This is a genomic window from Brevibacterium oceani, assembly GCF_013623835.1.
Classification (GTDB): Bacteria; Actinomycetota; Actinomycetes; order Actinomycetales; family Brevibacteriaceae; genus Brevibacterium; species Brevibacterium oceani.
Window position 1 is genome coordinate 310,861 of the sequence record NZ_JABKDE010000003.1, and the last position, 17,014, is coordinate 327,874.

Annotated in this window: 19 protein-coding genes; 4 read left to right on the forward strand and 15 right to left on the reverse strand. The window is 66.6% G+C overall.

Going from position 1 to position 17,014, the window contains the following annotated elements; translation table 11 throughout:
• Window positions 1–37 precede the first annotated feature (37 nt).
• From HK401_RS07900 to HK401_RS07910, 3 genes are all read right to left on the reverse strand, one after another.
• Window positions 38–337, reverse strand: a complete 300-nt coding sequence (locus tag HK401_RS07900; protein ID WP_181274118.1) for an addiction module antidote protein — start codon at window positions 335–337, stop codon at window positions 38–40.
• Entirely contained in the window at window positions 330–632 is a 303-nt protein-coding gene (locus tag HK401_RS07905; RefSeq protein WP_181274119.1) for a type II toxin-antitoxin system RelE/ParE family toxin, read from the reverse strand. Before HK401_RS07905 ends, HK401_RS07900 begins: the two co-directional genes overlap by 8 nt.
• 96 nt (window positions 633–728) lie before the next feature.
• Entirely contained in the window at window positions 729–980 is a 252-nt protein-coding gene (locus HK401_RS07910) for a type II toxin-antitoxin system Phd/YefM family antitoxin (RefSeq protein ID WP_181274120.1), read from the reverse strand.
• A gap of 225 nt (window positions 981–1,205) precedes the next feature.
• Here HK401_RS07910 and HK401_RS07915 point away from each other — a divergent pair, with 225 nt between their 5' ends.
• Window positions 1,206–2,207 (forward strand): serine/threonine dehydratase, encoded by a 1,002-nt coding sequence (locus HK401_RS07915; RefSeq protein WP_181274121.1) that lies wholly within the window; start codon window positions 1,206–1,208, stop codon window positions 2,205–2,207.
• A gap of 18 nt (window positions 2,208–2,225) precedes the next feature.
• Here the strand turns inward: HK401_RS07915 and HK401_RS07920 are convergent, their stop codons facing one another.
• The 5 genes from HK401_RS07920 to HK401_RS07940 form a co-directional block, all read right to left on the reverse strand.
• Complete coding sequence (locus HK401_RS07920) at window positions 2,226–2,417, reverse strand: hypothetical protein (RefSeq protein ID WP_181274122.1); 192 nt, start codon at window positions 2,415–2,417, stop codon at window positions 2,226–2,228.
• A 62-nt stretch (window positions 2,418–2,479) separates the two neighbouring features.
• A complete protein-coding gene (locus HK401_RS07925) occupies window positions 2,480–3,286 on the reverse strand; it encodes an ABC transporter ATP-binding protein (protein ID WP_181274123.1) in 807 nt (268 codons plus the stop codon).
• A 194-nt stretch (window positions 3,287–3,480) separates the two neighbouring features.
• Entirely contained in the window at window positions 3,481–4,038 is a 558-nt protein-coding gene (locus HK401_RS07930) for a GNAT family N-acetyltransferase (RefSeq protein WP_181274124.1), read from the reverse strand.
• Window positions 4,039–4,429: 391 nt separating this feature from the next.
• A complete protein-coding gene (locus tag HK401_RS07935; RefSeq protein ID WP_219921798.1) occupies window positions 4,430–5,416 on the reverse strand; it encodes a GMC family oxidoreductase in 987 nt (328 codons plus the stop codon).
• Between the two features lie 194 nt (window positions 5,417–5,610).
• Complete coding sequence (locus tag HK401_RS07940) at window positions 5,611–6,021, reverse strand: dihydrofolate reductase family protein (RefSeq protein ID WP_181274125.1); 411 nt, start codon at window positions 6,019–6,021, stop codon at window positions 5,611–5,613.
• 23 nt (window positions 6,022–6,044) lie between these two features.
• On the opposite strand from HK401_RS07940, the gene HK401_RS07945 reads away from it, so the two are divergent.
• Window positions 6,045–6,968 carry an IclR family transcriptional regulator gene (locus HK401_RS07945; RefSeq protein WP_181274126.1) on the forward strand — a complete coding sequence of 308 codons (924 nt, stop codon included), beginning with the start codon at window positions 6,045–6,047 and terminating at the stop codon, window positions 6,966–6,968.
• 12 nt (window positions 6,969–6,980) lie between these two features.
• Here the strand turns inward: HK401_RS07945 and HK401_RS07950 are convergent, their stop codons facing one another.
• A complete protein-coding gene (locus tag HK401_RS07950) occupies window positions 6,981–7,898 on the reverse strand; it encodes a LysR family transcriptional regulator (protein ID WP_181274127.1) in 918 nt (305 codons plus the stop codon).
• Window positions 7,899–7,972: 74 nt separating this feature from the next.
• On the opposite strand from HK401_RS07950, the gene HK401_RS07955 reads away from it, so the two are divergent.
• Window positions 7,973–9,580: an aminotransferase class I/II-fold pyridoxal phosphate-dependent enzyme gene (locus HK401_RS07955; protein ID WP_258234075.1), complete on the forward strand. Its 1,608-nt coding sequence runs from the start codon at window positions 7,973–7,975 to the stop codon at window positions 9,578–9,580.
• Window positions 9,581–9,659: 79 nt separating this feature from the next.
• Here HK401_RS07955 and dapA read toward each other — a convergent pair whose 3' ends face one another.
• From dapA to HK401_RS07970, 4 genes are all read right to left on the reverse strand, one after another.
• A complete protein-coding gene (gene dapA / locus HK401_RS07960; protein WP_181274128.1) occupies window positions 9,660–10,544 on the reverse strand; it encodes a 4-hydroxy-tetrahydrodipicolinate synthase in 885 nt (294 codons plus the stop codon).
• On the reverse strand, window positions 10,541–11,785 hold the full coding sequence (locus HK401_RS07965) for an FAD-dependent oxidoreductase (protein ID WP_258234076.1): 1,245 nt from the start codon (window positions 11,783–11,785) through the stop codon (window positions 10,541–10,543). Before HK401_RS07965 ends, dapA begins: the two co-directional genes overlap by 4 nt.
• Window positions 11,786–11,845: 60 nt before the next feature.
• Window positions 11,846–12,037, reverse strand: coding sequence for an FAD-dependent oxidoreductase (locus HK401_RS20655; RefSeq protein WP_258234077.1), 192 nt, complete (start codon window positions 12,035–12,037; stop codon window positions 11,846–11,848).
• Between the two features lie 129 nt (window positions 12,038–12,166).
• A complete protein-coding gene (locus HK401_RS07970) occupies window positions 12,167–12,856 on the reverse strand; it encodes a GntR family transcriptional regulator (RefSeq protein ID WP_181274129.1) in 690 nt (229 codons plus the stop codon).
• A gap of 142 nt (window positions 12,857–12,998) precedes the next feature.
• Between HK401_RS07970 and HK401_RS07975 the strand changes: the two genes are divergently transcribed.
• Window positions 12,999–14,390, forward strand: a complete 1,392-nt coding sequence (locus HK401_RS07975) for an aldehyde dehydrogenase family protein (RefSeq protein ID WP_181274130.1) — start codon at window positions 12,999–13,001, stop codon at window positions 14,388–14,390.
• Window positions 14,391–14,453: 63 nt separating this feature from the next.
• Here the strand turns inward: HK401_RS07975 and HK401_RS07980 are convergent, their stop codons facing one another.
• Both HK401_RS07980 and HK401_RS07985 read right to left on the reverse strand, forming a co-directional pair.
• Window positions 14,454–16,259, reverse strand: a complete 1,806-nt coding sequence (locus HK401_RS07980; protein ID WP_181274131.1) for a CotH kinase family protein — start codon at window positions 16,257–16,259, stop codon at window positions 14,454–14,456.
• A gap of 1 nt (window position 16,260) precedes the next feature.
• Complete coding sequence (locus HK401_RS07985) at window positions 16,261–16,947, reverse strand: DUF4956 domain-containing protein (RefSeq protein WP_181274132.1); 687 nt, start codon at window positions 16,945–16,947, stop codon at window positions 16,261–16,263.
• Window positions 16,948–17,014: the final 67 nt, after the last annotated feature.

Sequence of the window (17,014 nt, forward strand, 5' to 3'; positions counted from 1 at the left end):
CCGGGCGCTTCTCAGAGCGTCGATTCGGTGCCTCGAATCAGGCGACCGAATCGAAGCGAAGTCGCAGTCCCAATGCGCTCGTCACTTTGATGATGGTGGCGAAGCTGGGATTGCCGTCAGCAGACAGCGCCTTATAGAGTCCTTCACGACTCATTCCGACTCGGCGAGCGAGCTCACTGACATTGCCCGATCGGGCGATCGTTCCCAGCGCCTGCGCCACACTCGACGGGTCGATGCCGTCTTCGAGCACCGCCTCGAGATAAGCGGCGGCATCGTTGAGATCGCCGAGGTAGTCGGCAGCGTCATAGGCGCTGAACTGCTCAGTCTTGTCAGCCATTGCTCTTCCACTCTTTCCCGATCCTCTTCGCCTCGTTGATGTCACGCTGCTGCGTGGATTTGTCTCCGCCGCACAGCAGAAGGATCAAACGGGCGCCGTCCTGCAGAAAGTAGACCCGATATCCCGGTCCATAACGAATGCGAAGCTCGGAGATCCCGCCCCCGACTGGCTTCACATCTCCCGGATTGCCTTGAGCAAGGCGGTCGACCCTCGCGAGAACACGGGCTTTTACACGTCTATCCTTGATACTCCGCACCCAGCGGTCATAGGTCGTACTCCTGATGACTTCGACCACATGTCAACCATAGTTCACAGTTTCAACGGCGGTCAAGTGTCAGAGTCAAGGGCGACAAGGCCCTCCGATGACAATTCAGCCGGCCCCGATACCCGTTCAAGCAGAAGCGGCATCGCCGACACCGAACAGTCCTTCGATCTGATCTGCTTCGAGCTCGTCGAAATGCTCAGGAACAGTCCCGCGGCCGGAAAGGAATCCCAAGCGCTGCTCGCGCTTCTCTTCGTCGTAGCGAACGAGGCGCGCCACAGGATTCCCAGCGCGAACGATCGTCACAGATTCCCCCGCAGCAACGGCTTCGAGCAGATGGGAGAGCTGCGTCTCGGCCTCGTGAATGTTGACGAGCGTCATCGACTTCTCTCTTCCGCATCAGCCTCAGTCCGTTTGATTCAGTCTAGCCGCCATTCAAATTTTGCCGAGGCGGGGCGACGCGGACGGGCTCGAACGCATGCACTCCTCCTGCCACCGGATTCCCTGGTCGATCCGCGGTGATCTGGGCGCCTGGATCACCGTGGATCGACCAAACAATCCACCGAGGAGACGAAACCCTCAGCCGCTCTCGCCTACGCTGGTGGCATGACTGAGCTGACGTACCCCGACATCGAAGCAGCAGCAGCCCGGATCGCCGGTCGGGTGCGCCCGGTGACCGTGGCCTCGGGACAGCCGGGCACCCTCGCCGAGGCGGCCTCCCCCACGGCGGCCACGTGGACGTCCGGCCCCGGCAGCGACCCTGCCGCCTCGGGGCTGTACTTCGCCCTCGAGTTCATGCAGTACACGGGCACGTTCAAGGCCCGCGGGGCACAGAACTTCATCCAGACCCACCTCGAAGAGGGCACCTTCCCCGAGGCGGGAGTGACGATCGCTTCGGGCGGGAACGCGGGCCTGGCCTGCGCGTGGGCGGCCCGTGCCGCCGATGTGCCCGCGACGGTGTTCCTGCCCGCGAATGCCCCGGAGGTCAAGGTGGAGCGACTGCGCTCCTACGGCGCCGAGGTAGTGCTGACCGGAGACGAATACGCCGAGGCGGCCGCGGCCTGCCGCGAATTCGTCGACTCATCGGGGGCGTTGGCCTCGCACGCCTACGACCATCCGCTCATCGCCGCCGGTGCCGGCACGCTGATGACCGAGATCCTCGCGCAGATCCCCGACCTCGACACGGTCGTCGTCTCGGTCGGCGGGGGCGGGCTGTTCGCCGGGGTCGCGACGGCGGCGGCCTTCCACGGAGTGCGCACGGTGGCTGTCGAGCCGGAGAACTGCCGGGCGCTGAACGCAGCCATCGAGGCAGGACAGCCCGTGGATGTCACGGTCGATTCGGTGGCGGCGGATTCGCTCGGTGCCCGTCGGGCCACACCGCTGGCACTGGACGCGGCACGGTCGAACCTGGTCACCTCGGCGCTGGTGGGCGATGAGGCGATCATCGGTGCGCGGCAGCACCTGTGGGACGACCATCGCCTGGCGGTCGAGCACGCGGCGGCCACGGCACTGGCGGGAGTCCACGGCTCGGGCGGCTATGTGCCGGACGAGGGGGAGAAGGTCTGCGTCGTCCTCTGCGGGGCGAACACCGGCCTCGGCGATCTCTGAGAGTCGGCGGTACGTGCGTCAGCGCGTTCGGTCGCGGTCCTTCGACTTCAGCGAGGCCTTGATGAGGCCGAAGATGGCGAGCGCCACGACGACGGTGATGATGGCCTTGACGAGGAACCACGCGATGGAGAACGCGACGTTGACCACCCACCACGCGATGATGATGGCGACGATCGCGCCGATGATGCTCCACACGGTACTCATCTTCATGCTTCAAGCCTAGACGCACGCGTGTGCGCGTGCAATGACGGGGCGGCGGTCTCAGCCGACAGTCACACGGTGACGGAGCGAGCACCACGGACCGTACGCGCCGACCACCGACGGTCGGCGAAGCCGACCTCGATCGGATGGTCGAAGGCGGCGGAGACCTGCTCGGAGGTGAGCACCTCGGCAATCGGGCCCGCCGCGGTCAGTCGTCCGTCCGAGATGAGGGCGGCGTGCGAGGTGGTCTCGGGGATCTCCTCGAGATGGTGGGTGACGAGCACGGTCGCCAATTCCGGCGCACGCACGGAGAGGTCGTCGATGGTCTCGAGCAGCTGTTCGCGCGCGGCGACGTCGAGGCCGGTGGTCGGCTCGTCGAAGAGGAGGAGCTGCGGGTCGGAGATGAGCGACCGGGCGACGAGCGCACGGCCCCGCTCCCCCTGGGACAGCACCTTCCACCCGGCGTCGGCACGGGCCGTGAGCCCCACCTCGGCGATGCGGGCCTCGGCCTTGGCGAGGCCCTCGGCGCTCGGCTCCCAGCGCATGGGGCGCTCAATGGTGCCGGTCAGCCCGGTGAGGACGACTTCGGTGACGGACAGGTTCGAGCGCAGCGGGTGGCGCGGGTTGACGTGCCCGATGAGGCGGCGCAGCGCGGCGAGCTCGACCCGGCCCATGCGCTGGCCGAGGACGTCGACCGTGCCCGAGGTCGGGAACACCTGCGCCGAGGCGAAGCTGAGCAGAGTCGATTTTCCGGCCCCGTTGGGTCCGATGAGCACCCAGTGCTCGCCGGCGGCGATGCGCAGATCGATTCCGTGGAGGATCTGCGTCTGCCCACGTCGGAACGTCACACCGGCAATGTCGAGGACGGTCTCGGCCACGTCTCACTCACCCTTCGAGTCATCGGTCGGGGGCCAACCCTATGGGTGGCCTCTCGGTCCCGGGCCGCCGTCTGCGACCGGGCTCCTCGATTCTAGGACCCACCTCGCCGAGGCTGCTCCCGCCCTGCGATACCGACGTTCCACATCTTGGACTCGGGTTCGCATTCGGTGGAGGTCGGCCCGAGACCGCCGACTCAGACGGCCGCGCTGCCGACCTCGCGGTCGGCTCCGCGGTCCGACTCTCCGAGGTCCTTCGTGAAGCCGTGGATGCCGATCTCCTCGGCTTCGAGGGCAGGGTCGAAGAGCGGGGTGTAGCTGTTCTTGAGGTAGAGGCGCACGGCCTCGGGCTGGCGCGGTCCCGTGGTCAGGTACACCCTGGTGTAGCCGAGCCGGAGGGCTTCGGACTCGAGTTCGGCCAGCACACGACCGGCGAGACCGCGACCCCGGTGGTCGGCATGGGTCCAGATCCGTTTGAACTCGGCAGTGGACTCGTCGTACCGCATGAACGCCCCACCCGAGAGCGGCTCCTCGCCTTCGAGCAGGAGGATGAATGCCCCGGTGGGAGCCGCGAACGCCTCGGGAGGGTAGCGCAGGATCTCGGTGCGCGCAGGCTGTTCGTGGACGTCCCCGTAGCGAGCGTCGTACTCGCGCTCGAGGTCATCGAGCAGCGGAGCCCCGAGCGGGTCGTCGTAGGAGACGCGGACGAAGTGCTGTCGAGATTCGGGCGCCGAGGTGGTCGCCGGTACGGTCATGAGCGGATCCTTTCGCGAGTTCACCGGTGCAACGCTCGGACCGTGCCCCGGTCTTCCCGGTCGTAACGATGGTCACACGCGCTCGGACCGACACAGCTTCGGGGCGACATATGACGACGCAGAATGCCGTCATATGTCGCCCCGAGTCCGGCCACCGAGATCGCACCTACCAGTCGGTCATGACCGGTATCGACAGCGCCTCCAGCTGTCGCCGGTCCCGTGACGGATCGGCCGAGCTCACGATCTCTGTTCGACGGTCCGAGTCGTCCTCCCGCATCGAGTCCACCGGCCGGAACTCGCTCTCTCGGTTCATACTCCCTCCGGCGCGGAGATCTCGCGGCGCAGGATCTTGCCGGTCGGGCCCTTGCGGGTTTCGAAGAATCCGCCGGCCTCACCGATGTTCGAGGTCAGGGGGCCGCGGCCCTCCTTTCTGCAGGAGTTCGGCGTTGGCCGGGGTGGCGGCGGTCATGAGTGTTTCGAGCTCGGTCGTGTAGTTGAGCATGACCATGTAGTGGTCCTGCATCCGTTCGCCGACGGGCAGATCGGCGACCTTCTCGATGCCGAAGGCGTCGAGCTGGGCGGCCGGTCCGACTCCGGAGAGCAGAAGCAGGTGGGCCGAACCGTGGGCCCCGGCCGAGAGGACGACCTCGCGCTCGGCGCGGATCTCCTCGACTTCGCCGTAGCGTTCGATCTCGACGCCGACGGCGCGCTGTCCGTCGAAGACGACCTTCTTCGCGTGGGCGTCGGCGATGATCGTGAGGTTCTTCCGCTCCGCCACCGGGTGCAGGTAGGCGACAGCGGTGGAGCAGCGCATGCCGCTGCGCTGGGTCGTCTGGAAGCGTCCGACGCCGAGCAGCTCACCGGCGTTGAAATCCTCGTTGTGCGGGAAACCGGCTTCGACGGCACCGTCGACCCACGCGTCGCACAGCGGGTTCATCGACCGACTCTCGGACACGGTCAGCGGCCCGTCGGCTCCGTGGAAGTCATCCCCGCCGCGTTCATTGGCCTCGGCCCGGCGGAAGTAGGGAAGCACCTCGTCATAGGACCACCCGGTGGCGCCGTCGGCGGCCCACTGGTCGTAGTCGGCGCGATTGCCGCGAATGTAGATCATCGCGTTCATCGAGCTGGAACCGCCGAGCATCTTGCCGCGGGGAAGGTAGGCGCGGCGGCGGTGGAGCTCCGGCTCGGGTTCGGTGTCGAGGTCCCAGTCCCACTGGCTCTTGAAGAGGGAGCTGAAGGCGGCGGGGATGTGGATCTCATCCGCGGTGTCGGCGGCTCCGGCTTCGATGAGCGCGACGGTGACGTCGGGGTCTTCGCTCAGTCGTGCGGCCAGCACACATCCGGCCGATCCTGCTCCTACAACGATGTAGTCGTCCATGATGTCCTCACTGTTGCGTCATTGCTTCTGTACTCTTCGAGTGTGGTGCAGAACACAACAGGGACGCTTCGTGAGTCGACCCAGACTTCACCATCACTGGTTGTGGGCGAACCACAAACGGATCTGGAGGCAGGAGGAGTCGATGAGGGACGACTCGGCTCGGCGGGGAGAGCCGCAGCAGGCGGGAAGAGGAGTCAGCCGCCCTGCCCGTGCAGTCTCGGGCGGTAGACGAGTTCCTGGATGTCACCGTCGAGCCGTGTTGATTCGAGCAGCTCGAGGTCGAAGTCCTCGGCACCGGCGAAGACCGGCTGAGCACAGGTCTGACCTGTGATGACAGGGTAGACGGTGATCTGGAGGCGGTCGACGAGTCCGGCGGCCATGAGGGCGCGGTTGAGCGACAGCGAGCCGTGGGAGCGGATCGGAACGTCCGATGCGTCCTTCATCGCCGCCACCACGTCGGCGGCTTCGCCGCGGGCGATGTCGGCGTCGGGCCAGTCGAGCGGTTCGCTCACTGCCGTCAAGACAACTGTGGTCGGACTCTGGCACATGGCCGAGACCCAGGGGTCGAGCGCATCGGGGCCCAACGTGCGTCTCACTGCCCCCATGCCCCACGGTCCATAATGGGGATATGCACAACGGCGCCGACTCGAACGAGGAACTCCGCGAAGAGCACCGCATCAAGATGCGCGGTCGGATCCTGCGCCGTTCCGCCTCGTTCAATGTCGCCCACGCCGTCGACAGCCTCGAACCGGGCACCGGCGCTCAGAGCATCCAACGCGCACTGACTCTGCTCAACCTCGTCGGTCTCATCGCCGGAGAACGCCGCGAAGGCGCGAGCCTGTCCGAGCTCGCCTCGATCAGCGGCCGTCCCAAGGCCAGCGTCCACCGCATGCTCCAGGCGCTCATCGCGATGGGCTATGTCGAACGTCTCGAGGAGGGCGGATACCGTCTCGGCGTGCAATCGCAGATCCTCGGTCAGCTCGCGCAGAAGTCGGTGGATCCCCTGGTCACCGAGTCGGAATCGAGTCTGCTGCGTCTGGCGGAGCTGAGCCGGGACACCGTGTTCCTCACCCTGCGCACCGGCAGCTATTCGATCTGCGCCCGCCGCGAGGAGGGTTTCGGAGAGATCTTCAACAACGCCCTGTCCGTGGGCGACCGACACCCGCTGGGCATCGGGGCCGGATCGTTGGCGATCCTCTCCGAGCTCTCCCCCGCCGAGGTGGACGCCCAGTTCGAGGCCAATGCCGAGATCCTCGCCGAACGATATCCGAAGGTCTCCGTCGAGGCGCTGCGCGACATCATCGACCAGGCCCGCATCGACGGCTTCGTCCACAATCCCGGGCTCTTCGCCAAGGGCTCGTGGGCGGTGGGCGTGCCGCTGCGCATCCGCGGCTCCCGCCCCCGCGCGGCTCTGTCGATCGCTTCGATCGCCGACCGCGTCACCGGGCTCCGGGTCGAACGCCTCGTCGCTCTGCTCCGCCGCGAGGCGCGGGCCATCGCCGAGGCGCTGTCGTCCCAGTCCGATCCGACCCCGGAGACCGGCGACCTCTGAGCCGACCCCTGCTCATCCGTTCGCCGAGGCGGTCCCCCGCACCGCGGCCACCGCCGCGAGGCTCTCGCCCAACCAGGTGACCGCCGCGGGGACGGGGCCCGTGCGGGTGACGAACGAGACCCGCCGCTGCCCGAGGTCCTGAACGGCGGGGCGGAGGACGACGGCGAAGTCCGTGTCGACGGCCGCCTCGGTGCTCAATGCACAGCCGAGCCCCTCGGCCACGAGGCCGTGGATCATCGACAGATCGTCGCTGCGCATGAGCTCCCGGGGTTCGTGGCCGAGTGAACGACAGACCCTCTTGAGCACCCGCACCGAGGCTTCGGCCTCGTTGCGGCTGACGATCCAGTCGACGTCGGTCATGTCCGCGACGTCGAGGGCCTCTGAGCCGGCAAGTGGTCCGTCGGCGGCGACCATGATCCGGTAGGGCTCGTCGAGCAGCGTGCTCAGCTGCAGGTCAGGACCGGTGAACTCGGGCAGATCCGGGATGTCGTAGATGATCCCGGCATGGACTTCTCCGGCCTGGAGCATCCGCACGACCTCACTCGGCTCGGCCTCGACGACCTCGACCCGCACCGAGGTCCGCGCTCTCAGCTCCGCGATCGCCGCGGGCAGCAGCCGCGAACCGATCGACGGGAACGACCCGATGCGGACGGTGACGGCGCCCGCATCTCGCTGGGCGGTGACGATCCGCTCGGCCCGGTCGAGCCCGGCGAGCACCGAGTCGACCTCGGCTGCGAAGGACTCCCCCAGGGCTGTCAGCCTCGTTCCGTGCCGCGACCGGTCGACGAGGCGGACCCGCAGATGCGATTCGAGGGTGCGCAGATGGTGGGTGACGGTCGGCACCCCGTACCCGAGCCTCTCGGCGGCTCGATTGAGACTGCCCTCGTCCCGGATCGCAAGCAGGACGCGGAGCTGCTGAAGATTCATCATGGCATATCCACTATGTCACTGTGTGCGAGATCTTGCTATATCCTCGTCCCCCACCGATCCCTACGCTGGGACTCATGCGTGCACACGATGACATGGTCACCGGACCAACCAACTCAGCGGCCACCTCGGCGACCACCCCCGCCGGGACGGCGCCGCTCACCGCGGCCACGCTCGCGGATGATCCCTGCCATCACGCGGCCCCGTACGCCGATGCCCTGCGCAGCCTGGCCGAGCAGGACTGGCTGCGTCTCCACGTACCCGCCCACCAGGGCAGCCGCGAGCACGCGCCGGGGCTGGCGAACGTCGTCGGCGAAGAGGCGCTGGGCATCGACTTCCCGATGCTCTTCAGCGGCGTCGACCAGGAGAACTGGCGGATGATCGACCACACGCGCATCCGTCCCATCGACCGAGCGCAGGCGCTGGCCGCCGAGGCCTGGGGTGCGTCCCGGACGTGGTTCACGACGAACGGGGCTTCGGGCGGCAACCACATCGCCACGACCGTCGTGCGCGGGCTCGGGCGGGAGTTCGTCTGCCAGCGCAGCGTCCATTCCTCCGTCATCGACGGCATCACCCACGCCGACCTCCGACCGCACTTCCTCCACCCCCGCGTCGATGCCGGGCTCGGCTCCTCCCACGGGGTAACACCCGCCCAGGTCGAGTACGCGCTGAGCGAGCATCCTTCCAGTTCAGCGGTCTACCTTGTGTCCCCCAGCTACTTCGGGGCGGTGGCCGACATCGCCGCCATCGCCGAGGTGGCCCACCGTCATGATGTCCCGCTCATCGTCGATGAGGCGTGGGGATCGCACCTCGGCCTGCACCCCGGGCTGCCGGTCAACGCCGTGCGCTGCGGAGCCGATCTCGTCATCTCGAGCACGCACAAGGGCGCGGGCTCGCTCACGCAGTCGGCGATGGTCCAGCTCGGTCACGGTCGGCTGGCCGAGCGTATCGAACCGCTCGTCGATCGCGTGGTCAGGTCGTATCAGTCGACCTCGTGCAGCTCACTCCTGCTCGCCTCCCTCGATGAGGTCAGGCGGCACCTCGTCACCCACCCCGAGGCGATCGGCGAGGCGCTGAGCACTGCCGCGGACGTCCGGGCCCGTGTCCGTGCGGATGCCCGCTTCCGCGATGCGACTCCGGACATCCTCGCGGGCCGCGATGCCGTCGATGCCGATCCGCTGAAGATCGTCATCGACACTCGGGGTGCCGGGATCACCGGATCGGACGCGCAGTACCTGCTCATCCGCGATCATCGGATCTACTGCGAGCTCGCGACGCCCTCGGCGCTGCTGCTGCTCGTCGGGGCGACTTCCCCGGTCGACGTCGAACGCTTCTGGTCCGCTCTGCAGGCGCTGCCGCGTTCGGAGTCCGAACCCGAGCGTCCGATCGTCCTCCCCGGCAGCTGCGCGAAGCGGATGGAGATCGGACAGGCGTTCTTCGCCGCCTCCGAGGTCGTTTCCGCCGCCGAGGCGGTCGGTCAAGTGTCCGCGGATGCTTTGGCCGCGTATCCGCCCGGCATCCCGAACGTCCTTCCCGGTGAGGAGCTCAGTGAGGAGGCTGTGACGTTCCTGCGGATGACCGCCGAGGCTCCATCGGGATACGTCCGCGGAGCCCAGGATTCACGGATGGAGACGTTCCGCGTCGTCGCCGACCGCTCACGTCAGCGTCCACCGCACACCGCATAACTTGGCACAGTGTCGGCAACTCGAGCGGTCGGCGTTCACACGGGAGCTGAGGTGCGCGGGCGGCGGGTTCCGCTGAGTATCAGCCCCGCAGACCGGCCAGCGCCACTTTGATCCGCTCGCGGGCATCGGGGTCGGTGTCTGCCATCGGTCGCCGAGATGACCCGACCGGAACGCCGCGGAGCTCGAGGCCGGCCTTGACCGACTGGATGAACGGCTCGGAGATCATCGCGTCGATCACCGGGTAGAGCCTCGTCCACTCCTCGCGGGCCCCGGTCAGATCTCCTGCGGCGATCTTCGCAGAGACGGACACGATCTCGGCCGGCACGACGTTCGCCGCTCCGGCGACCATTCCGGCGGCACCTTCGACGAGGCCGGAGTAGATGTAGCTGTCCCAGCCGATGAATGTGCCGATGACGTCGCTGTGGTGGTGGATGAGCTTGAGTCCTTGTTCCCAGTCCGCGCTGGAGTCCTTGATGTAGCGGACATTGGGGATCTCCTCGGCGAGGGTGCGCACCGTGTCAGGGTCGAGGTTGACCCCGGTGGCTCCGGGGATGTTGTAGAGCATGACGTCGATGTCGACGGCAGCGGCCACCGCGCGGATGTAGTCGAGCGTCTCGGCCAGGGTGAGCGGCTCGTAGTAGGGGGTGACGATCATGAGGACGTCGGCGCCGGCGGCCTGCGCGGCCTGGGACTGGCGAATGGCCTCGCGGGTCGTCGTCGCACCGGTCTGTGCGACGACGGGCACGCGGCCGGCGGCGCGGTCGATGACGAATCCGACCATCTTCTCGCGTTCCTCGGCGGTCATCGTGGCGAACTCGGCGGTCGATCCGCCGACGACGAGTCCGTCGACTCCGCCGTCGATCGACCGGTCGACGACACGGCCGAGAGCGTCGAAGTCGATGTTCTCCTCGGCGTCGAAGGGGGTGGTCAGGGCGGTGAGGACGCCGCGCAGCTGGGTGGTCATGATGCCTCCGAAGTGGTGGTTGCTGAAGTGGTGGTGGACGCGTGCGGGGTGACCCCGGTCGTCGTATCCCGCGCCGAGGCAGCGGCGGCGTCGTGCCGCGGCGGTTCGTCCTCGTTCGGGTGCTGGACCGGATGGTGCCTGCGGGTCTGACGGGCGGTGACGAGGATGTTCGCGGCCTCCTGCGCGGCGGTGAAGCCAGAGCTGATCGCGGTCTCGGTATACAGGGTGCCCATATAGTCGCCGGCGAGGAAAACCCTTCCCGACAGCGAATTGAGAGTGGGCTGCAGCTTTCCGCGCCCGGGGAAGCAGTATGGGGCTCCCGTGCGCCAGCGTTGGACATGGGCCTCTTCGATCATTCCGGCGAAGCCCGGCAGCACCTCGTCGAGATCGGCGATGTACGTGTCGAGGATGTCCGCATCGTCGAGGTCGAGCAGCTTGCGGGCCAGGCTCGCCGGCGAGAAGGTCATGATGCTGCCCCCGGGTTGGCGTTCGCTCTCGGTGCCGCGGACGATGTTGCCCTGATTCATGACGACGTTGAACGACCGCTTCGGGGTCGCGATCCCATACGCCCGATCCCAGGGCTGGGGTTCGGTCTCGTTGGTGAGGAACGCCGCAGAGACATAGGGGCCGTAGACGATCTTCGACAGCGCCTCGCGCTTGTCCTCCTGCAGATCGACCGCAACCCGGTGGGCGACCGTCGCGGGAGTTGCCAGCACGACGGAGAGCGCCTCGATCTCATGATCGATGTCGTCCTGCCGGTAGCGGACGACGACGTGGTCCTTCTTGTGGACGATCTCGTCGACTTTCGCATCCAGCTGGATGTTCTCCTGCAGCGGCGCAGCAATCGACTCGACGAGGTTCGACGGACCTCCGCCGATGCTGCGGTTGAGGCCCTGGCCGATGTTCCACACGAGACTGAAGTAGCCGATTCCGGCACCGGCGGCGAGTTCGTCGGGGTCGGCTGCCGAACGAGTGATCGTCGGCCGGAACATCGCCTCGGCGTCTTCGGAGAGTTCCCCGATGTAGTCGGCGAACGAGCGGTCGTTCTCGAAGTCGTAGATGCGCTGCTGGCGCATCTCCGAGCTTTCGTTCGGGCGCAGACGCACGGCGTTGGCATAACGGAGGACATCGGCCGAGACCTTGACGCCGGCTTTGATCATCGATGCCCGGTCCTTCAGCGACATCGGAATCCGGAACGGATACGACTGCACGGGTCCGTCGATGACCAGTTTGCCGTTCATCGATACCGCCGACAGAGATCCCGGGATCTCGCTCGTCCGCGTCTCGGTCTCGGTGATGAGTTAGTTGGTCGAGGACTTGCCTCCGGCGAACATGTGTCCGCCCCAGTTGAGGAAGTAGCGACCGCGGTTCTCCGACCGGATTCGCCCTCCGACTCTGTGGTTCGACTCCAACACCGTGATATCCCAGTTCCGCAGCCGCCATGCTGCGGACAGTCCAGCGAGTCCGCCTCCGACGATGACCGCATCCTTCATGGGGAACACCCCCTCTCTCACACGCGTCGACGCTTCGTCGCATCGACTCCTGCCCACACTCTAAGATGTGATCACATTCTTCGGCAAAAGATCCGCGCGGGTGATATTCGGCGATGTCCGGCGAGCCTCTCAGCCCGGCCGATTGCCCTCCGGACGGTCGAGCACGCTGCGGATGCGCTCGATCGCGTCCGACAGCGACAGTTCGGCGGCAGTGCGGGCCGCCTCGGCGTCACCGGCGTCGACAGCCTCCATGAGGCGGCGCTGGTGCTCGAGCAGCGGCGGCAGGTCGCCGGATTCGAGTGCGCGGCGAGCGCCGACGAGCTTGTAGGCCCGGCACCGCAGCCACAGCATCCGGATCGTGTCGACGAGGACGGGATTGCCGCCGGCCGAGTAGATCGTCGCCAGCAGTTCCTCGTCGTGGTCGAGGTAGGTCGAGGCGTCGCCGGCCGCGAGAGCGGACTCCATCGCGGTGAACTCCTCATCGAGCCGCGCCCGTCCGTCCGCATCCAGTCCGGCCACACCGTTGACCGTCGCCTCGGTCTCGAGCAGCAGGCGCACGGCGTAGATCTGCAGGAGCTCCTCGGCGGTGAAGGCCTTGACGACTCCGCCGCGATGCGGGCTGGTCTCGACGAGCCCGACCTCCTCGAGCCGAGCGATCGATTCGCGCACCGGCATCACGGACGTGCCGAGCTCGGCGGCGAGCTGGCGGATGCGCAGGCGATGACCGCTGGGATACTCACCGCTGAGGATCTTCGCCTGCATCGCCTCGAACACCTGATCCCCGATGCGCACACCGGGTTCACCTGCGGTCTCAGTCATGCTCGACAGTCTAACCTCGCCGAGGCGGCCCTCCCTTCACGCTCACCCATTGCGCCGCGGTCACCCGACCGGATAATGTGATCACATTCTGCCGATGGAGTTCGGCAGCTCCCGACAGCCGAACCGAGGAAGCGGAGGCCCCATGACCGTCACCACCGAACCCGCCATCGTCCGCGGCGAATCGACGAGTCCGCTCGTCACCGCCGAGGAGTTCCCACCACTCACCCACTTCATCGACGGCGCATTCGTCGGCGGTGCGGGTGAGAGTTCGTCGTCAGGGGCCACGAGCGACGCGAGTGCCGCCCCGACGACGATCGCCGACAGAGTTGAAGAGAACGCCGATCTGCTCATCCGTCTCGAATCGCTCAACACAGGCAAGCCGCGGGTCGTGTCCGAGGATGACATCTCGATGTCCGCCGATGTCTTCCGCTTCGCTGCCGGAGCCGGCCGGGCCTTCACCGAGATGGGCTCGGGTGACTACGTCGAGGGACACACCTCGGTGATCCTGCGCGAACCGGTCGGAGTCGTGGGAGTGGTTGTGCCGTGGAACTACCCGCTGCTCATTGCCGCATGGAAGATCGGCCCGGTCCTCGCGGCTGGGAACACCCTCGTCCTCAAGCCCTCGGAGCAGACTCCGCTGTCGACGCTGAAGTTCGTCGAGCTCATCGCCGACCTCCTCCCGGCCGGCGTGCTCAATATCGTCACGGGTCTTGGGCCGAGCGTCGGCGCCCGGCTGTCGTCACACCCCGATATCGATCTCATCGCCCTGACCGGCAGCGTCCCCAGCGGTCAGGCGGTCGCCACGGCCGCGGGCCAGAGCCTCAAGCGTGTGCACCTCGAACTCGGCGGCAAGGCTCCGGTCATCGTCTTCGATGATGCCGATCTGCAGGCGGCGGCCGAAGGCGTGCGCGAGGCCGGTTTCTGGAACTCCGGACAGGAATGCGGGGCCGGCACCCGGGTGCTCGTCCACTCCTCGGCGGCCGAGGAATTCACACGGCTGCTCGCCGAGCAGGTGAGCAGCTACGTCCTCGGCGATCCCCGAGGCGGGGACGATGTCGAGCTCGGACCGATGATCTCCGAGGCACACTTCGAGAGGGTGACGAGCTTCCTCGACCGCGCGATCGCAGACGGTGCTCGGCCCGTCGTCGGCGGCGCCGCACTCGAAGGCCCGGGATTCTTCGTGGCCCCGACCGTGCTCGCCGACGTGGCCCCGGGCTCCGAGGCCTCTCAGCACGAGATCTTCGGCCCCGTCGTCACGATCGAGACCTTCGAGACCGAAGACGAGGCACTCACCCGGGCGAACGAGGTTTCCTACGGCCTGGCCGCCTCGGTGTGGACGAAGGATGCCGCCCGCAGCCTCGATGCGCCGCGCCACCTCGACTTCGGCACGGTGTGGGTGAATTCGCACCTCGCATTGGCCGCCGAGGTGCCGTGGGGAGGCTTCAAGGGCTCAGGCTACGGCCGCGATCTCTCGATCTACGCCCTCAATGACTTCACCCGGACCAAACACGTCCAGATCAACCATTCCCGGTGAGAGGAAAGTGGTGTGCCCGCCGGGCCAGCTGATGAGCTGACTCGGCGGGCACAACCTGCAGGGTCACTGACCCGGAGGCCCTCCGTTGCCGAACATCGAGGTCGACTCCTCGGGAGCCTCGGCGCTGATCTTCGACAGCGCTGACTCGATCGAGGTCACAGTGGTCTGCGTGTCCTCGTCACCGGCTGCGGCCGCCTGCTTCGCAATCTGTTCGAGGGTCGACTTCGCAGAGCCGTCCTCGATGAGGGATGAGTAGAGCTTGGAATAGGCCTTCTCATAGAGTTCGTGGAACTCGTCGTTGTCGAGGAACCGCTCCTTGAGCACTCCGCTTCCACGCGATCCTCCTCCCTTGCCGCCGCCATCGGACGATCCGGCCGGCGCGCCTTCCTGACCACCGGCACCGTCCTGACCGCCGCTGGCGTCCTGACCGCCAGGGGGACCGCCTTCCGGCATGTCCTCGCCGCCGCCGGGCATCTGCTGCCCCGCGTCCTCGGCGGCCTCGTCCTCTCCGTCGGCTCCGGCCCCGCCGGGCATTCCGCCCATGCCGCCCATGCCGGTGAGGGAGAGATTGAGGTCCCAGGACAGGACGGTGAACTTCTCCTCATCCGTGTCGTACCAGAGATAGTAGTTGTTCCCCGGCCCGTCCATGGCGTCACTGTTGGACAACAGCTCCTGCGTGGCGAGATACGTCGCAAACGATTCGACGTCGACGTGCTCATCGAGCTCGTCGGCGAATTCCTCGTCGTCGGAGTTGTTGACGAAATCGAGGAGATCCATCACCGGCTGCATATCGTAGGATCCCTCCGCGTTGATCTGCTTGAAGGCCTCCTCGTAGTCCGTCGGATCCTCGCCGAGGTAGTCGAACGATCCGCTCGCACGTCCCTTGTAGAGCACGCCGTTCCCGTAATCGTCCGCCCACTGGGCATCGGGCGCATCGAGGACGAGGCGCGCAGCCGAGTCTCCGCCGTTGACGCTGACCGAGGTGAACGAGTAGTCCTGGGTCGTCTGGCCGGAGTCCTTGGTCAGGCTGAGCGCAAGTGCCTCATTGAGCGCCGTGTCCGAGCCCGAGGCCGCCGGTCGAAGCGCAACCTCGGAGTGCCCTTGATACGCACGTCCGTCTTCGTACTCATCGAAGCTGACGAGCCACGGCAGCTCTTCAGGACTGTCCTCGGACAGCTGCACCATTCCCATTCCGCCGCCTGGTCCGTCGCCCTGCTGGTCGTCGCCCTGTACAGCCTCACCCTTCTGGCCGTCATTCTGCGCGGCCTGACTCTTCTGGGCATCGTGCTGTGCGGAATCGTTCGAGGCACCGTTCGCCTCGGCGTCGGACTGCTGGGCCTGCTGTCCGCCCTGCGGCATCCCCTGCCCATCGGGCATCTCCGGGGCGTCGGCCCCGCCGCCACCGGGCATCCCGGAGTTGCCACGCAGGGACATCAGGGTCGAATTGCCCTTGAGGCGGAGTCCGACGTCTTCGATGAGCGTGCCGTCGATCGTCATGTCCGCCTTGATGAACTGCTTCTCCCCTTCGTCCTGGAATGTGGCCATCATGTCCTCGTACTCGGACTCATCGAAGGTGATCTCGATCAAGTGGCTCTTGCCGTCGAACAGATCTCCCTTCCCGGCGATGTCGTTGGTCACTGTGTCCTCGGAGACGAGCTGCGAAGTGATGTACGGCTTGACCGTATAGCTGCCGAAGATCAGCACAACGGCGACGAATCCGGCCGTGACTGCCGCAGCTGTCTTCCAGTAGTGGCGCAGCCGCACCGGGATCCGATGCCGCAGCTTCCGCTTCTTCTTCGTGCCGGCCACGGGCGCCTCGGCCTCCGCCGGCTGCCCGTCCGGTTGGGGGTCTCGGTGCTGTTCGGCCATGTCACATGTCCGTCTGGTCGTACCCGGTCAGGACCGTCGCCTTCTGCCCGACGTTGACCGACCGGAGTCGGGCGATGAGGTCGCTGGGCTCGACGCCCTTCTTGAGCTTCGCCGTGTAGCTGTGCTCCATGAGGGATCCGCCGCGGATACTCTCGGTGCTGATGAGCTCGTATTCGTCGGTCGCCGCGATGAGGATGTCGTCGAGCTGCGCAGCATAGTCGTCTCCGTCGGCCGGGACCTGCACCTTGACGACCTGGCGCTGGACGTTGAGAGCGAAGAGGTTGAAACGGTACATGACGTAGATGACGGCGCAGATGAAGATCGTCGCAATGACAGCGAGAGTGTAGAAGCGGGTTCCGCAGGCCATTCCGATGCCCATGACGAGGAAGATGAAGCCGACATCCCTCGTCTCCTTGATCGCATTGCGGAATCTCACCACCGACAGAGCGCCGACGAGTGCGAAGGCCCTCGCGATGTTCGATCCGACGATGAGCATGATGAGGGCGACGAGCATGCCGAGGATGATGAGTGTCTGCACATAGCTCTGGCTGTAGCTGACGTTCTGGTGCGTCGCCCGGTACACGAAGGCGACGACGAGGCTGCAGACGAAGGCGAGCAGCAGGGAGAGCACGACGTCCATGACGCTGAAGGTGCCGGAGAGGTCGGTGAGGCTGAAGTCCAAATTCATTCTGGTGGTGTTTCCTTCGATTCGTTGTTGAGGTGCGGGGTGCGGCCGTGTTCAGGCAAAATGCGGC

Coding starts and splice junctions, on each gene's coding strand:
- HK401_RS07900 (WP_181274118.1), bottom strand. CDS start 337: ATGGCTGACAAGACTGAGCAGTTCAGCGCCTATGACGCTGCCGACTAC.
- HK401_RS07910 (WP_181274120.1), bottom strand. CDS start 980: ATGACGCTCGTCAACATTCACGAGGCCGAGACGCAGCTCTCCCATCTG.
- HK401_RS07915 (WP_181274121.1), top strand. CDS start 1,206: ATGACTGAGCTGACGTACCCCGACATCGAAGCAGCAGCAGCCCGGATC.
- HK401_RS07920 (WP_181274122.1), bottom strand. CDS start 2,417: ATGAAGATGAGTACCGTGTGGAGCATCATCGGCGCGATCGTCGCCATC.
- HK401_RS07930 (WP_181274124.1), bottom strand. CDS start 4,038: ATGACCGTACCGGCGACCACCTCGGCGCCCGAATCTCGACAGCACTTC.
- HK401_RS07935 (WP_219921798.1), bottom strand. CDS start 5,416: ATGGACGACTACATCGTTGTAGGAGCAGGATCGGCCGGATGTGTGCTG.
- HK401_RS07940 (WP_181274125.1), bottom strand. CDS start 6,021: ATGGGGGCAGTGAGACGCACGTTGGGCCCCGATGCGCTCGACCCCTGG.
- HK401_RS07945 (WP_181274126.1), top strand. CDS start 6,045: ATGCACAACGGCGCCGACTCGAACGAGGAACTCCGCGAAGAGCACCGC.
- HK401_RS07950 (WP_181274127.1), bottom strand. CDS start 7,898: ATGATGAATCTTCAGCAGCTCCGCGTCCTGCTTGCGATCCGGGACGAG.
- HK401_RS07955 (WP_258234075.1), top strand. CDS start 7,973: ATGCGTGCACACGATGACATGGTCACCGGACCAACCAACTCAGCGGCC.
- dapA (WP_181274128.1), bottom strand. CDS start 10,544: ATGACCACCCAGCTGCGCGGCGTCCTCACCGCCCTGACCACCCCCTTC.
- HK401_RS07965 (WP_258234076.1), bottom strand. CDS start 11,785: ATGAACGGCAAACTGGTCATCGACGGACCCGTGCAGTCGTATCCGTTC.
- HK401_RS20655 (WP_258234077.1), bottom strand. CDS start 12,037: ATGAAGGATGCGGTCATCGTCGGAGGCGGACTCGCTGGACTGTCCGCA.
- HK401_RS07970 (WP_181274129.1), bottom strand. CDS start 12,856: ATGACTGAGACCGCAGGTGAACCCGGTGTGCGCATCGGGGATCAGGTG.
- HK401_RS07975 (WP_181274130.1), top strand. CDS start 12,999: ATGACCGTCACCACCGAACCCGCCATCGTCCGCGGCGAATCGACGAGT.
- HK401_RS07980 (WP_181274131.1), bottom strand. CDS start 16,259: ATGGCCGAACAGCACCGAGACCCCCAACCGGACGGGCAGCCGGCGGAG.
- HK401_RS07985 (WP_181274132.1), bottom strand. CDS start 16,947: ATGAATTTGGACTTCAGCCTCACCGACCTCTCCGGCACCTTCAGCGTC.